Origin of the sequence: Enterobacter cloacae complex sp. IR5403 (assembly GCF_049238705.1) — a bacterium.
GTDB lineage: Bacteria > Pseudomonadota > Gammaproteobacteria > Enterobacterales > Enterobacteriaceae > Enterobacter > Enterobacter hormaechei_C.
Genome location: NZ_JBMKHP010000001.1, coordinates 142899 through 158632, shown reverse-complemented (window position 1 = coordinate 158632; position 15734 = coordinate 142899). Strand labels below are relative to the sequence as shown.

The 15734-nt window shown below is 56.8% G+C and carries 12 protein-coding genes; 5 read left to right on the top strand and 7 right to left on the bottom strand.

The features are described from left to right. Window positions 1-5: 5 nt before the first annotated feature. The gene (paaB, locus tag ACOTW6_RS00855) at window positions 6-293 is read right to left on the bottom strand and encodes a 1,2-phenylacetyl-CoA epoxidase subunit PaaB (RefSeq protein ID WP_003857353.1); all 288 of its coding nucleotides are present in this window, start codon (window positions 291-293) and stop codon (window positions 6-8) included. Window positions 294-305: 12 nt separating this feature from the next. Then, window positions 306-1235, bottom strand: coding sequence for a 1,2-phenylacetyl-CoA epoxidase subunit PaaA (gene paaA, locus ACOTW6_RS00850; protein WP_213788726.1), 930 nt, complete (start codon window positions 1233-1235; stop codon window positions 306-308). 285 nt (window positions 1236-1520) lie between these two features. On the opposite strand from paaA, the gene paaZ reads away from it, so the two are divergent. From paaZ to ACOTW6_RS00835, 3 genes are all read left to right on the top strand, one after another. Further along, a complete protein-coding gene (gene paaZ, locus ACOTW6_RS00845; protein WP_213788725.1) occupies window positions 1521-3560 on the top strand; it encodes a phenylacetic acid degradation bifunctional protein PaaZ in 2040 nt (679 codons plus the stop codon). Between the two features lie 195 nt (window positions 3561-3755). Continuing rightward, window positions 3756-6032: a primary-amine oxidase gene (gene tynA / locus ACOTW6_RS00840; RefSeq protein WP_213788724.1), complete on the top strand. Its 2277-nt coding sequence runs from the start codon at window positions 3756-3758 to the stop codon at window positions 6030-6032. Between the two features lie 120 nt (window positions 6033-6152). Next, window positions 6153-7259 (top strand): GGDEF domain-containing protein, encoded by a 1107-nt coding sequence (locus ACOTW6_RS00835; protein WP_116329986.1) that lies wholly within the window; start codon window positions 6153-6155, stop codon window positions 7257-7259. Window positions 7260-7344: 85 nt separating this feature from the next. Here ACOTW6_RS00835 and ACOTW6_RS00830 read toward each other — a convergent pair whose 3' ends face one another. Beyond that, window positions 7345-8844, bottom strand: coding sequence for an aldehyde dehydrogenase family protein (locus ACOTW6_RS00830; protein WP_062932654.1), 1500 nt, complete (start codon window positions 8842-8844; stop codon window positions 7345-7347). 241 nt (window positions 8845-9085) lie between these two features. On the opposite strand from ACOTW6_RS00830, the gene feaR reads away from it, so the two are divergent. After that, entirely contained in the window at window positions 9086-9994 is a 909-nt protein-coding gene (feaR, locus tag ACOTW6_RS00825) for a transcriptional regulator FeaR (RefSeq protein WP_121479002.1), read from the top strand. Here feaR and ACOTW6_RS00820 read toward each other — a convergent pair whose 3' ends face one another. From ACOTW6_RS00820 to ACOTW6_RS00810, 3 genes are read right to left on the bottom strand one after another with little or no spacing between them, the layout of a single operon-like run. Then, the gene (locus tag ACOTW6_RS00820; RefSeq protein ID WP_006808832.1) at window positions 9995-10312 is read right to left on the bottom strand and encodes a YdbL family protein; all 318 of its coding nucleotides are present in this window, start codon (window positions 10310-10312) and stop codon (window positions 9995-9997) included. It abuts the gene before it with no gap. Between the two features lie 7 nt (window positions 10313-10319). After that, complete coding sequence (locus tag ACOTW6_RS00815) at window positions 10320-10511, bottom strand: YnbE family lipoprotein (RefSeq protein WP_050870661.1); 192 nt, start codon at window positions 10509-10511, stop codon at window positions 10320-10322. Continuing rightward, the gene (locus tag ACOTW6_RS00810; RefSeq protein WP_121479003.1) at window positions 10508-13147 is read right to left on the bottom strand and encodes a YdbH family protein; all 2640 of its coding nucleotides are present in this window, start codon (window positions 13145-13147) and stop codon (window positions 10508-10510) included. The genes ACOTW6_RS00815 and ACOTW6_RS00810 overlap by 4 nt, the downstream gene beginning before the upstream one ends. 211 nt (window positions 13148-13358) lie before the next feature. On the opposite strand from ACOTW6_RS00810, the gene ACOTW6_RS00805 reads away from it, so the two are divergent. Further along, window positions 13359-14348 (top strand): 2-hydroxyacid dehydrogenase, encoded by a 990-nt coding sequence (locus tag ACOTW6_RS00805; RefSeq protein WP_017384525.1) that lies wholly within the window; start codon window positions 13359-13361, stop codon window positions 14346-14348. Window positions 14349-14472: 124 nt separating this feature from the next. Here ACOTW6_RS00805 and ACOTW6_RS00800 read toward each other — a convergent pair whose 3' ends face one another. Then, window positions 14473-15726 (bottom strand): hypothetical protein, encoded by a 1254-nt coding sequence (locus tag ACOTW6_RS00800; RefSeq protein WP_062932651.1) that lies wholly within the window; start codon window positions 15724-15726, stop codon window positions 14473-14475. Window positions 15727-15734: the final 8 nt, after the last annotated feature.

The following is a 15734-nucleotide window of genomic DNA, read 5'->3' as shown; positions in this document are numbered from 1 at the left end:
CAACCTCACATATGCTCGATGCCATCAGGGATGGTGTAAAACGTCGGATGGCGGTAGACCTTGCTTTCCGCCGGATCGAAAAACTCCCCGCTCTCTTCCGGCTGGGAAGCGACGATTTCACTCGCCTTCACCACCCAGATGGAACAGCCTTCGCTGCGGCGGGTATAGGCATCGCGCGCGTTTTCCAGCGCCATGCGGTCGTCGGCAGCGTGAAGGCTGCCCACATGCCGATGCGACAGCCCCTGCTTCGAACGGACAAAAACTTCGTATAACGGCCAGTAAACATTGCTCATGGTTGATTCCTCTTATGCGGCCTGGCGGGCGCGTTGTTTTTCCGCGTGGGCCAGAGCGGCTTCACGCACCCATGCGCCGTCGTCCCAGGCTTTACGTTTTGCGGCCAGACGTTCGTGGTTGCAGATCCCGCGCCCGTTGATCACCTCGTCAAATTCCTGCCAGTCGATTTCGCCGAAGCGATAGTGGCCGCTCTCTTCATCGAAACGCAGGCCGGGGTCCGGCACGGTCATACCGAGCATCTCCACCTGAGGCACCGTGTTGTCCACGAAGCGCTGGCGAAGCTCATCGTTGCCAAAGCGTTTGATCTTCCAGGCCAGACTGCGGGCGCTGTTTGGGGAGTTGTCGTCGTTGGGTCCGAACATCATCAGCGCGGGCCACCAGAAACGGTTGATGGCGTCCTGCAACATTTGCCGCTGGGCTTCGCTGCCCTGCGCCAGCGCCATGCAGGCCTCAAAACCCTGACGCTGGTGGAAGCTCTCTTCTTTACAGATTTTCACCATCGCCCGGGCATACGGGCCGTAAGAGGTACGGCACAGCGCCACCTGGTTCACAATGGCCGCCCCGTCCACCAGCCAGCCAATGACCCCGATATCGGCCCAGCTCAGGGTCGGATAGTTGAAGATGGAGGAGTATTTCATCTTGCCGTCGAGCATCTTTTGATAAATGTCCTCCCGGGCGCAGCCCAGCGTTTCCGCCGCGCTGTAGAGGTACAGGCCGTGTCCGGCTTCATCCTGCACCTTCGCCAGCAGAATGGCTTTCCGGCGCAGGGTCGGCGCGCGGGTGATCCAGTTACCTTCCGGCAGCATACCGACAATCTCAGAGTGGGCGTGCTGTCCAATCTGGCGGATCAGCGTCTTGCGATAGGCATCCGGCATCCAGTCCTGCGGCTCGATGGCCGTCTCCTGTGCGATGCGTTGCTCAAAGCGTTGTTCTTGCGTCACATAACCACCTTTGTGATTCGTTAAATCACCACAAATAGCAAAATGGTGAATCATTTGGTTTCTTAAAAGTTACACAAAGGTTAAATATAACCCCAAGAAGCGTTTGTTTATTTTGTGACGACGTTCGCAAGCCTTTTCATGAAAGGCCGATGACGCAAGGCTTTCGGGTGGTCAGGCTAAGCAATACAGATCACAACGTTAACAATTCATTAAAACTCAGCTTGATTTTTATGATTCGCGATCAAACTATTGATAGTGAAATTACGAAACATCTGGAGAGAAGAAATGCAGCAGTTAGCCAGCTTCTTGTCCGGCACCTGGCAATCTGGCCGGGGCCGCGAGCGCACCATCACCCACGCCATCAGCGGGGAAACGCTATATGAAGTGACCAGCGAAGGGCTGGATATGGCGGCCGCGCGCCGTTACGCCATTGAACACGGCGGAGAAGCGCTCCGCGCAATGAGCTTTATCGAGCGCGCCGCCATGCTGAAGGCGGTGGCCAAACATCTGCTGAGCCAGAAGGATCGGTTTTATGCCCTGTCAGCCCAGACCGGCGCGACGAAGGCCGACAGCTGGGTGGATATTGAAGGCGGTATCGGCACCCTCTTCACCTACGCAAGCCTCGGCAGCCGTGAGCTGCCGGACGATACCCTGTGGCCGGAGGATGAGCTGATCCCGCTGTCGAAGGAAGGCGGCTTTGCGGCACGTCACGTGTTAACGTCGAAATCCGGCGTGGCGGTGCATATCAACGCGTTCAACTTCCCGTGCTGGGGGATGCTGGAAAAGCTCGCGCCCACCTGGCTTGCCGGGATGCCCGCCATCATCAAGCCCGCCACCGCCACCGCGCAGGTGACTCAGGCGATGGTGAAAGCGATCGTCGAGAGCGGACTGGTGCCGGACGGCGCCATCAGCCTGATCTGCGGTGGCGCGGGCGATCTGCTGAACCACCTCGACAGCCAGGACGTGGTGACGTTTACCGGCTCGGCCAGCACCGGGCAGAGCCTGCGCGTCCACCCGAATATCGTTGCGCATTCCATTCCGTTTACCATGGAAGCGGATTCCCTTAACTGCTGCGTGCTGGGTGAGGACGTGACGCCGGAACATCCGGAGTTTGCGCTGTTTATCCGCGAAGTGGTGCGCGAGATGACCGCCAAAGCTGGGCAAAAATGTACCGCCATCCGCCGCATCATCGTGCCGGAAGCGCAGGTTGACGCCGTCAGCCAGGCGCTGATTGCGCGGCTGGAGAAAGTGGTCGTCGGCGATCCGGCCCAGGACGGGGTGAAGATGGGGGCCCTCGTCAACAGTGAGCAACGTGCTGACGTGCAGGAAAAAGTCGATCATCTGCTTGCCGCGGGCTGCCAGATCCGTCTGGGTGGTAAAGCTGATTTGCAGGCGGCTGGCGCATTCTTCCCGCCCACCCTGCTGTTCTGCCCGCAGCCGGACGAAACCCCGGCCGTTCACGCCACCGAAGCCTTTGGCCCCGTCGCAACCCTGATGCCGTACCGCAACACCGAACACGCCATGCAGCTGGCGCGCGCGGGCGGCGGCAGCCTGGCGGGAACGCTGGTTACGGCAGATCCCCGCGTGGCGCGGCAGTTTATTGCCGGCGCCGCGCGCGCCCACGGACGTATTCAGATCCTCAACCAGGAATCCTCGAAAGAATCCACCGGCCACGGTTCACCGCTGCCGCAGCTGATGCACGGTGGTCCGGGACGTGCGGGCGGCGGCGAAGAGCTGGGCGGCCTGCGCGCGGTGAAGCACTACCTTCAGCGCACGGCCATTCAGGGCAGCCCTTCCATGCTCGCCGCGATCGGTAAACAGTGGGTCCGTGGCGCGGAGGTGCAGGAAGATCGCGTTCATCCGTTCCGTAAATACTTCGAGGAGTTACAGCCGGGCGACAGCCTGCTGACCCCGCGTCGTACCCTGACGGAAGCGGATATCGTGAATTTTGCCTGCCTGAGCGGAGATCATTTCTACGCTCATATGGACAAAATTGGCGCGGCGGAGTCGATTTTTGGCGAGCGCGTGGTACACGGTTATTTCCTGATTTCCGCCGCGGCGGGGCTGTTTGTCGATGCCGGGGTTGGGCCGGTTATTGCCAACTACGGCATGGAAAACCTGCGCTTTATCGAGCCGGTCAAACCGGGCGATACCATTCAGGTGCGCCTGACCTGTAAACGTAAAACGCTCAAGAAACAGCGCACTGCCGAGGAAAAACCCACCGGCGTGGTGGAATGGGCGGTGGAGATCTTCAACCAGCACCAGCAGGCCGTGGCGCTCTACTCCATCCTGACGCTGTTGGCGCGCCAGCAGGGTGACTTCTGACACACCTCTTTCTTGCCGGGTGTCGCTCCGCTTACCCGGCCTACAACTACCTGACCGGGGTGTGATATCCCCCGGTCTTTTTTTAACCTGGCAAGACTGACAAACAACCTGGCAGATGCAGGCAAACGCTTTTCGTGCGCGCCTGTCAGGATAAGGCTGACACAACACAATAAACACAACAAGATGAGGTCTGCGATGGGAAGCAATTCTTCTTTTTCTGCCCGTAGAACGGCACTGGCCATGGCCGTTGCGCTCTGTTGCGCCTGGCAATCCCCTGTTTACGCTCACGGCAGCGAGGCGCATATGGTCCCGATGGACAAAACGCTTCAGGCGTTTGGCGCGGACGTGCAGTGGGATGATTACGCCCAGATGTTCACCATCGTCAAAGACGGTGCCTTTGTGAAGGTCAAACCCGGCGCAAACACCGCTATCGTTAACGGCAAACCGCTGACGCTCCAGGTGCCCGTGGTGATGAAGAACAACAAGGCGTTTATCCCGGAGACCTTTATCAACGATGTCTTTCAGTCCGGTCTTGATCAGACATTCCAGGTTGAAAAAAGCCCCCACCCGTTAAACGCGCTGACGGCTGATGAAATCAACCAGGCCGTAGCCATTGTGAAAGCCTCTGCGGATTTTAAACCCAATACCCGCTTTACCCAGATTGCGCTGGCGGAGCCAGAAAAAGCCAAAGTCTGGGACTTCGTCCTTAACGGCACGGCGGTGGATGCGCCCCGCCAGGCCAATATCATCATGCTTGATGGTAAACACATCATCGAAAGCCGGGTGGATCTGAAGGAGAAAAAGATCCTCCGCTGGGAGCCGATCAAAGACGCGCACGGCATGGTGCTGCTGGATGACTTCAATACCGTGCAGCAGATCATCAATGAAAGCCCGGAGTTTGCCGCCGTGCTGAAAAAGCGCGGCATTACCGACCCGAAGAAAGTGATCACCACTCCGCTTACCGTCGGCTTTTTTGACGGCAAGGATGGGCTGAAACAGGAAGACCGCCTGCTGAAGGTGATCAGCTATCTCGACGTCGGCGACGGTAACTACTGGGCGCACCCGATAGAAAACCTGGTTGCGGTGGTGGATCTCGAGCAGAAGAAAATCCAGAAGATTGAGGAAGGCCCGGTCGTGCCGGTGCCGCTCACGCCGCGCCCGTATGATGGCCGCGACCGCGTTGAAACGGTAAAAAAACCGCTGGAGATTATCGAGCCGGAAGGCAAGAACTACACCATCACCGGGGATAGGGTGCACTGGCAGAACTGGGATTTTCATCTGAGCCTGGACTCACGCGTCGGCCCGATAATTTCCACCGTGACCTATAACGACAACGGCAAAAAGCGACAGGTGATGTATCAGGGGTCGCTCGGCGGCATGATTGTGCCATACGGCGACCCGGATATCGGCTGGTACTTTAAGGCCTACCTGGACTCCGGCGACTACGGCATGGGTACCCTGACCTCCCCGCTGGTGCGCGGCAAGGATGTTCCGTCTAACGCCGTGATGCTCAACGAAACCATCCCGGACTACACCGGCGCGCCAATGGAGATCCCCCGGGCGATCGCCATTTTCGAGCGTTACGCCGGGCCGGAATATAAGCATCAGGAGTTAGGTAAACCCAACGTCAGCACCGAACGCCGCGAGCTGGTGGTGCGCTGGGTCAGCACCGTGGGTAACTACGATTACATCTTCGACTGGGTATTCCACGAAAACGGCACCATCGGCATTGATGCAGGGGCTACGGGCATTGAAGCGGTGAAAGGCGTGCAGACGAAAACCATGCATGATGCCACCGCGAAGGATGACACCCGATACGGAACGCTGATCGACCATAATATTGTCGGTACCACCCACCAGCACATCTACAACTTCCGTCTGGATATGGACGTGGACGGCATCAACAATAAGCTGGTGGCCATGGATCCGGACGTCAAACCAAACACCGCTGGCGGACCGCGCACCAGCACCATGCAGGTGAATCAGTATGATATTGATACCGAACAGCAGGCGGCGCAGAAGTTTGACCCGGGCACCATCCGCCTGCTGAGCAACACCAGCAAAGAGAACCGCATGGGCAACCCGGTCTCGTATCAGATCATCCCTTACGCGGGCGGTACACACCCGGTCGCGTCCGGCGCGAAGTTTGCCCCGGACGAGTGGATTTATCACCGCCTGAGCTTTATGGATAAACAGCTGTGGGTGACGCGTTACCATCCCGACGAGATGTACCCGGAGGGAAAATACCCGAACCGTTCCACGCACGATACCGGCCTCGGCCAGTACAGCAAAGATAACGAATCGCTGAACGACCAGGATAACGTCATCTGGATGACCACCGGCACCACCCATGTCGCCCGCGCCGAGGAGTGGCCGATAATGCCGACGGAATGGGTGCACACGTTACTCAAGCCGTGGAATTTCTTTGACGAGACGCCAACGCTCGGCAAGAAAAAAGTCGAGATAAAATAAGCAAACGCCGGGCGCAATGCCCGGTTTTTTTGTGCAGACATTTGAGGAATAATCGAGCCTGTTTATAGTTAATATTACCTGGCTTTAGCGAGCTATCCACCGGACGGGAAGTAAACCATAATGGAAAAAAGACACAACGCAACGCCAGAACCTGCGACATGGCCTACCCGTAAATCAATGGTTGTTCACGGGCTGGCCGTGAACCTGCCGTGGCTCGCCTTTGTGAATGCCAGCTTTGCCCTTATGGTCCTGCTGCGCAATTCGCTGTTCGGCCATATCGATGCCCTGCTGCACATCAGCCCCCCGCTGCGGCAGATGATTGACGCCTCCATGCTGGGCGTGGTGATCCTTTCCGGGGCGCTGGTGATCATGGCCTGGCGCCACATCCGCGGCGTCAGCGCCGTTTTGTTTATGTGCAGCCTGCTGTGGTCGATAAGTTGTTACTGGTTTATCAACGTCTTACATCTTCCGCATCCCTGGCCTATATTCGTTACCCTGCTGATGGCCGGTATGACCGCGCTCTATTTTCACCCGGTGGCGCTGCTCTGCTTCACCGTTCCGCTATGGATAAGCCTGCCCGTTGCCAGCATGCTGCTGAATCAGGAAATTAATTATCGCTTTGCCGGGCTGTGGGTGGTGTTCACGTTCATTCTCGTGTGCGGGCGCTATATCCTGTTGAGCTGGTTTGAAGAGGCGTGGCGTCGCAACCAGCAGAATCAGCGTTTGATTTCACGGCTGGATGCGCTGGCCCATCAGGACCCGCTGACGAAAACGGCCAACCGGCGGGCGATGGAGCTGGTGCTGGAAAACGCCGTGGAGCAAGGCAAACGCTTCGCGGTGCTGATGCTGGATGTCGATTACTTCAAACTGTATAACGACACCTACGGTCACCAGGCCGGAGATGCGTGCCTCGCGCGGGTGGCAGAGGTGCTGAACACCTCGGTGCGCACGCCAGAGGATGTGGTTTCGCGCTACGGTGGTGAGGAGTTTGTGGTGATCCTCTTTGACTGCGAAGAAAGCATTGCTGAGAATGTCGCCGCGCGGATCCAGGCTGGCCTGCGCACCGCAGCCATTCCGCACAGCGCGTCGAAGGTGAGTGAATATGTGACGGCGAGTATGGGCATTGCAGACTATTCCGCAGGACTGGCTGGCCCGGAAATCATCGCCCGCGCCGATGCGGCGCTTTACAGGGCGAAGGAGGCCGGGCGGGATCGGTGGTCGCGTTAAATAATGCCAGGTGGCGGCTACGCCTTACCCGGCCTACGGGATCGGTTTCGTAGGCCGGGTAAGCGCAGCGCCACCCGGCGTTTTTTTAATACCGCACACATACCGACTTAGTTTCACACCAGCCGTCCAGCCAGTCGGGGCCGAAATCGCGCCCGGTGCCGGACTGCTTCATGCCGCCGAACGGCAGGTTGGCGTCTATCAGCGTGTGGCTGTTCACCCACACGGTTCCGGCCTGTAACCTGTCGGTATACGCCAGCGCTTTACTGATATTCTGCGTCCAGACGCTGGCCGTTAAGCCATATTCAGTGTCATTCGCCAGCTGAAGCGCCTCTTCCCCATCGGCTACACGAACAAGGTTCACCACCGGCCCGAAGACCTCTTCACGCGTCAGTCGCAGATGATTATCCGGGTTGACCACCAGCGTTGGCGAAACGTAATAGCCTTTGCCGTCTGGCCCCCGGTTCCCGGCGATCAGCTCCGCATTGTGCGCCTTCGCCTCATCCAGGAACGCCTGAACCTTATCGCAATGGGCGCGCGACACCAGCGGGTTGATAAATGCATCCGGCGACATGCCCGGCCCGACGCTGAGGGATTTCACGGCCTGTTCAAACCCGCTGACCAGCGTGTCAAACAGCGGAGCCTCAATATAAATGCGCGAGCTGGCCGCGCAGACCTGCCCCTGATTCAGGAAGCTGCCGGTCATCAGCCCTTCAATCACCCACGCCGGATCGGCATCTTTCAGCACGATGGCCGGGTTTTTGCCGCCCAGCTCCAGCGTCACACCCGTTAGCGTGTCCGCCGCCGCGCGGGCAATCTGCTTGCCCGTCGCCGTCGAACCGGTAAAGCTCACTTTGGCAATGCGCGGGTGCGAGGTCAGCGCCGCGCCACAGACGGCGCCACTGCCGGTTACCACGTTGAACACGCCCTCCGGGATCCCCGCCTCGCTCGCCAGTTCCGCCACCCGTAACAGGGTGAGCGGCGTGGTTTCCGAGGGTTTGATCACGATGGAGCAACCTGCCGCCAGCGCGGGCATCACTTTCCACATGCCAATCATCAACGGGAAGTTCCACGGCACAATCCCCGCCACGACGCCCACCGGCTCTTTACGCGTCCACGCCTGATAACGCGCGCCCTGCGGCAGTGGAATTGAAAGATCGAGAGTTTTACCGGCAATTTTGGTGGTCAGCCCTGCCGTGTAGCGCATCCAGTTCAGGGTGCAGCCCACCTCGAAGGCGCGGGAAATGTTAATCGATTTCCCCTGCTCCAGGGTTTCGAGCTGTGCCAGCTCTTCGCCATGCTGCTCCACCAGATCCGCAAACCGCAGCAGGATGCGTTCCCGCTCTGCCGGCAGCCGCCCGGCCCAGCTTCGGGCGACAAAGGCACGCCAGCCAGACATCACCGCACGATCGACATCATCGACGCTGGCATCGGCGGTGGAGGCAATAACCTCTCCGGTCGCCGGGTTGTAGACGTTCAGACGCTTTTCGCTATCGGATGCCGCCTGACGCCCTTCGATCCACAGGCCGTGCTGGCGATCTAAAAACTGCTGCACGCCTGGCAGGATGGCGACGTGTGATTCGGACATAGGATACTCCTTCGTTATGCTTCGCAGGGTGTGTATGCAGTCTAAGAGGGGATTCGCATTCCTGCTTTTGTCTGTGTGACATTCGCTTTGCCAGCTGTGACAGGCTCCGCAAATCGTGATAATTCCCGCTTATATCGCTGTAACCGTTGAGTGTTCTTTCCTATAGTCAGCCTCGTAGCCCTGACAAAATGCAACATAAATGCAACAATGCGAAAACAGTGACGGTGCAGCGAGAACATCAATGGCGTGTGCAAGCGAACAGGACAATTTTCAGCAGTGGCTGGCGCAAATTAACCAGGTTTGTGGGCGCTTTGCGGCACGTCCGTTAGAGGGGGCGTTTCTCGGCGAGCTGGAAACCAGCTACACCCAAAGTCTGAAACTGAGCACGGTGACCGCCGCAGGCGTTAACCTGTTTCGCACCCGTCAGGAGATCAAAAACGGCAACGACGCCTGGTTCTACACCGTGTTTCAGCTGGAAGGCAGCGCCGGAATCGAACAGGACGACCAGCGCGCGATGCTGAAAGCCGGGGATATCACGCTGATTGACGCCTCCCGCCCGTGCTCCATTTACTGGCAGGAGCGTTCCCGCCAGATTTCGCTCCTGCTCCCGCGACAAATCATTGAGCAACACGCGCGTTTTCAGGAAGTGAGGTGCGCGCTGCCCCTCCCCCGCAATCTGCCTACCGTACAGCTGAGCTACCGACTGCTACAGGAGAGCATGGGCAATGCCGATCTCAGCGCCAGTGAAAGCGAAGCGGCGCTTGAGGCGATGGTGTGTCTGCTGCGTCCGGCCTTCCAGCAGCGTGACGAGGTGCTGCCACGCAAGGAGCGTCAGTTCCGCCACGTTCTGTCCCTGATTGATGATCATATTCAGTCGGAGGCGTTAAGACCGGAGTGGATAGCTTCAGAGAGCGGCATGTCCGTGCGTAGCTTGTACCGCATGTTTGCCGGGAAAGGGCTGGTGGTAGCGCAGTATATTAAGAACCGTCGCCTCGATTTATGCGCTCAGGCGCTGCGTTCCATCAGCGATGACGAAAAGCTGGCGGGGATTGGCTACAGCTGGGGTTTCACCGACCATAGCCATTTTTCCACCGCCTTTAAGCGGCGTTTCGGGGTTTCGCCGGGCGAATACCGCAGGCGTTATCGCTAGCTATTTTTTCAGCCACTTGCCGTTAATTCCCTTCACGTACTCACCCGGCTGCGCGCGGGCCACCAGCTTTTGTCCCGCCATTTTCGCCACCTCGTCGACGGGTAAATTATTACTGTCAGCCAGCTGCTGGTAACTTTCCGTGCGTGCGGCGTTGATACGGTTCACCAGCGCCAGGGTTTCAGCGTCGTGCTGAACGGGCGCAAGATAGCCGCTCAGGGTTTCCCCTACGCGCCCCTGGGCACGCGCATCGTTGAGCGTAAGCGTGGCGGCATGAACATTCATCCCCAGCGCGAGTAACATCAGAGCTAATCGTTTCATGGCATCCTCAGAACAGATCGCTGCGGGATTTCAGCAGGGCTTCAACGTCTTTATCCACCTTGATATGGATTTCATGCTCGATTTTCACGTTCATGTTGATGGTGATCGGCTCTTTGGGCGCCGCCACTTCAATGCGCGGCGTGCAGCCTGACAGCAGCGCGACGACGGCCACGCTGAGTACACCAGCCCTCTTTTTCATTGTTGTTCCTCACTTTCCTTGCCTGTCGAACCGCGGAGAAGGGGTATCGCCGCATGTTGCTCAAACCATGTTTGCAGATTGTCCCCAAAGCGCAGGCTGCGCCAGAGGGTAAAAATGTTCTCTTCATGGGTGTAATTCAGGTTTACGAAACTGCTTTTGCCTTCGACGCGGCTGGTGCCTTTAATGGCCGCCTGCATGGTTAACACACCCAGATTATCCACATTGAGTTTTGTCCACGACTGCGAAATTTCCATATAGCGGAGCCAGTTGATCGCCGCCCCGGCAACCATATTGTCTTTCACAATGGCATCCGCCGTGTCCTGGTCGATGCGCAGCGTCATCGGCCCCGGGTTAGTCAGCCAGCCATCTTTAATGATCCATTTTTCATTGTCCAGCCAGAACGGCAGCGCGCCGCTCACCGGGCCGGACATGGCAAACTGCTTCGGATTCACCGCGCTTATCAGTTCGCTGGAGGAAATATTATCCACGCGCAGTAAAGCCGGATCGTGCTGCGGCATTCTCAACTGCTGCATGGTGATTTTCCCGCCGAGCGCTTCCACCTTCACGTTGGTGAGCAGGAGCGGGTTCGCTTCGGTCCAGGGATAATCGCCCTGGAGATCCGCGGTGATATTTCGGGCTGTGACCAGGTTTTTCACCTCGTCGATTCGTAACGTTACCGGCCCGCGCGAGCCCAGCGACCAGGTGCCCTGGCTTAAGCGGAACGGCAGAACAAAATCAACGCCGTTGATTTCGTTATCCGGCATCCACGCGCTGCCCGCTTTCAGCACCCCGTGCCCCCCGGCCTCAAACCCCTGATCGGGAGCCGCGGAGAAAGCCACCTGCGCATACATTTCGCCGCCGCGCAGGGCCATTTTCCAGTCTGGCGGGATCAGCGGCTGGAACACCGTAAGAGACTGTTTTGGCCACCAGGCCTGACCGCGAAGGCGTTCGCCGTCCCAGCGTCCATTCACCTGGACCGGGCCGATATCGTCCGCATGCAGGTTCCCTTTAAACTGGAACACCGTCGGGTCTGTCCCGTCAACGCTGAAGGTCAAAACGGACGGCGGCAGCACGCTTCCGCCTGAAAAGCTTGTTTGCCCGGCGTTAAGCGCGAGCGCGCCGCTAAAGGTGGGGTTATCCGGGTCCCGCGACCAGCGCACCGGGTGATCCAGCACCAGGCGCGGCTTGCTGACCAGCATCGTACCGTACTGCAATTTGTCGAAACCCGTGGAAAGATCGGTCAGTTCGATAACGTTGTCGCGCCACTCCCCGGTTCCCCGGACATCCCAGCGCGCGTTCATTGGCGTGAAATTCCCTTTACCCCAGTAGCGCCACTGCCACACACCGTTGTCCGGTAAAAAGTCGTTAGCCTGGCCGTCCAGATGCAGCTCAAAATCGCCCATCTCGTTTTCATGCGCCCGCAGAATGGCTTGCAGGCGGCCGTCCACGCCCTTCTGCGTAAGCTTCACGCCCGCCAGCGGCCAGCGGATCTCATCGATATCCAGTGAGTCGATGATGCGCCCGCGCGAACGCAATAATGCGCCGGGTTCAATCGTAAGCTGCGGATCGTAAAGGCTGCCGGTCAGCTTCGCCGGGAGTCTGGCATAGAGGATCAGATCGTTTTGCTTGGCTTCCCCACTCAGGTGCAGCGGCATAGCGCTGTTTTTCATACTGAGCGAGCCGGGACCGATATTCAGCACCGCGTTGCCCTTACCCGCATCTCCCTCGGTCAGCACGTTGAGCCGCCCTGTGAAGGTGGCTTTCTCCAGCCCCTGCTGCCAGTTATCCACTTTCAGCCCGACGCGACCGCTCATCGGCATACCGGAGGCTGACCAGTTCCAGCGTCCGTCGCTGATGGTCAACTGCTGAGCGGTGATCTGCCACGGTAAATCGAGCAGCGGATCGGGGTTGTCCCGCGCCATGACCACCAGCTGGCCCTGATTGTCCTCCCAGTCCAGATCGGCATCGACCAGCGAGGATAACTGTGGCACGTTAAAGGTCGCGACCGTATGCCCTTTCACCGGCACGCCGTCCGGTACCAGCGGCAGGGTAAATTCACCGACCAGCTTCACGGGCTGCGGCTGATCCGGCAGTTGCACATCGAACTGGCTGATGGAGAGGGTCTGGCCGCGCAACTGCCCCTTAATGCTCACCTGCTCGCCTTTATAGGTGATGTCCTGGCGGGCTGGTGTCAGTGAAGCATGCAGCTCACCCTCCCACTGCTGCCAGGGAGAAAGGGTAAATCGGTGGATGGTCAGCCAGGTGTTGGGCAGGATGGCCTGCCACTGCGCCAGCGTTTTCGGCGCTACCGTTGAGGGCGCCGATTGCGGTAATTTGCTCAGGCAGACAGAGTTAAGTGTAAGTGCGCCAATATCCAGATCCCAGCGGCTGGGATGTGACAGGGTCACGTTTTCCACGCGGGCAATTTCACACTCTTCTACCAGATAGCGGAGATCGGGGATGATCAGGGCGTGGCGCGTGAGCCGTGGGCTTTTTTCAAAGGCGATGCGCGTTCCGACGGGAAGCCAGATCCCGGCAAGCGTGGGTACCCACTGGGCGAGCGTCATCAGCAGCGTCAGCGGCACAAGAAATAGCAGCAGTAATAGCGCGATTGCGGCTTTGTATTTACCCTTCATGGGCAGTTAATATCCTGATTTTGCGAAAAAAAATAAGCCGTTCTTGCCGCTCATTGTCGCATGTTTAGCCAGTCAGTTGAAGGTAATGCCATTTTTAAGAGTAGATGCTCTACAATAATTCATAGAACTTATTGATTTCAATGAATTTTGAAAAATTGTAAGATAATTTTAAACATGCTAACGTGGTTCCAAAATCACTGGAGAAAGTCTTATGAAACTCGCGGTATATAGCACAAAGCAGTACGACAAAAAGTATCTGCAACATGTTAACGAGACGTACGGTTTCGATCTTGAATTTTTCGACTTTCTGCTGACTGAAAAGACGGCTAAAACCGCCCACGGCTGCGAAGGCGTGTGTATCTTCGTTAACGACGACGGTAGCCGACCGGTGCTGGAAGAGTTGAAAAAACAGGGCGTGAAATACATTGCCCTGCGCTGCGCGGGCTTTAACAACGTCGATCTCGATGCCGCCAAAGAGCTGGGTCTGAAGGTCGTTCGCGTCCCGGCCTATTCTCCGGAAGCCGTGGCAGAACATGCGGTCGGGATGATGATGTCGCTCAACCGTCGTATTCACCGTGCCTATCAGCGAACCCGTGATGCTAACTTCTCTCTGGAAGGGCTGACCGGCTTTACCATGTACGGTAAAACCGCAGGCGTCATCGGTACCGGCAAAATTGGCGTGGCCGCCCTTCGCATCCTGAAAGGATTTGGCATGCGCCTGCTGGCGTTTGATCCGTACCCAAGCGCCGCTGCGCTGGAGCTGGGCGTGGAGTATGTCGATTTGAAAACGCTCTTCTCGCAGTCTGACGTTATCTCTCTGCACTGTCCGCTGACCCCGGAAAACTATCATCTACTTAACCAGTCGGCGTTCGATCAGATGAAAGACGGCGTGATGATCATCAATACCAGTCGCGGCGGGCTGATCGACTCTCAGGCGGCTATCGAAGCGTTGAAAACGCAAAAAATCGGCGCGTTGGGTATGGATGTGTACGAAAACGAACGCGATCTGTTCTTTGAGGATAAATCTAACGACGTGATTCAGGATGACGTGTTCCGTCGCCTGTCTGCCTGTCATAACGTGTTGTTCACCGGTCACCAGGCGTTCCTGACCGCCGAAGCGCTGATCAGCATTTCGGAAACCACGCTGGGGAATTTGCGTCAACTCGAAAAGGGCGAAGCGTGCCCGAACGCGATAGTGTAACCTGGTAAGCCGGGTGAGGGCTTACGCCCTGCCCGGCCCGGGCGTTAACTGAACGCCCCGCTGCCTTTTCCGCCGCTGGTGTCACCCCCCATCCCTAAGAAGCATGACATTGTCGCGGCCATCATTAGTGAATTAACGGATCAAAAATGACGGTTACTGCCCCACGATAAACATCAGGCCGCGTATTCAACATCGTATCGACATCTTTTTGTTCAATAAGGAAATCAATACTGCCCGATTTCTCCTGACCAAATACATTAGTCAGAAATAAATTCTTTGTGAGATCTTTGCCAACGGCGAGACGGCTTCTTACCACTCCTGTTCCTGTTTTACTATCAACAATATTATCCGGTAACGTCAGTAAAGCCTGCACGGGCACCCTTTGAGAAGGTAATTTATCACTCCTCAGGGCGCAGTCTGAACCGATGTTTTGTTCACACTGAAGATATACCGTGAATGAACCTGAACTGGACAAGTTAAATTTGCTTTGGCCCGTCAGGTTGGGTGTAATACGATTTACCATCCACCGCTCCCAGCGCGCATCACCTTGCCCGGCAGTGCAAACTTTACCGGGCTCACACGGCAAAAGGGAAACGTTGTAATTATCAGCTGTTGTACTCAGCTTTAGTTCATGGTTTACCGAAAGTGTGAAATTTAACACGAGCGTAGTATCTGATGGCTCGTAATTATCCCCAAAATCAATTTCGCCACCAGGACCAACATTGAGCACCATCTCTCCTTTATAAACACCTGAACTCATCTGTAATGGGTTAGGTGTACTCAGCTCATAACCCATGCTGATAGTATTAATAAGATGGGGCTCTCCTGTTAAATCCGTTTTCGCAGTTTTATAACACGCAACATCCCTGTTCGGTACTTTCCACATAAAAAGATAAGATCCTGCTGGATAAGCACCAACCCCGGAATTCGAGCATGGAGAGGCGGCGTAAACAAACGAACCTCCATTCCAGGCTTGTTGATGTTCTGTCAGACTCCACGCTCGTAGAGTATTATATCTGGCTGAAAACGCACTCATTCTAAACTTAAGCGTGCTGGCCTCCCCTGTTTCACTATTTCTGACGACAATGTCTCGCCATGCCCCAGGCAAACCAAAGTAGATCCCCATTCTTGGTTCTGAGTTTGCGGTCAGCCCTGACGTAACCAGTGACGCCGTAATTCCACCCATATTGATACTAAATGTTTGATTATTTCCACATACACTAGGATAATTTACACAGTAACCGGACTGCGGTGTAGTGTTAACAAATTTATCATTCGATGGGTCTGACATTGATGGCGAAAACGAAGCCGTAATGTTTACGGTGGCAGCCTGCAACGGTAACGCAAATAAGTAAAACGCAAAGAGTCGCTTTTTCATAATAAACA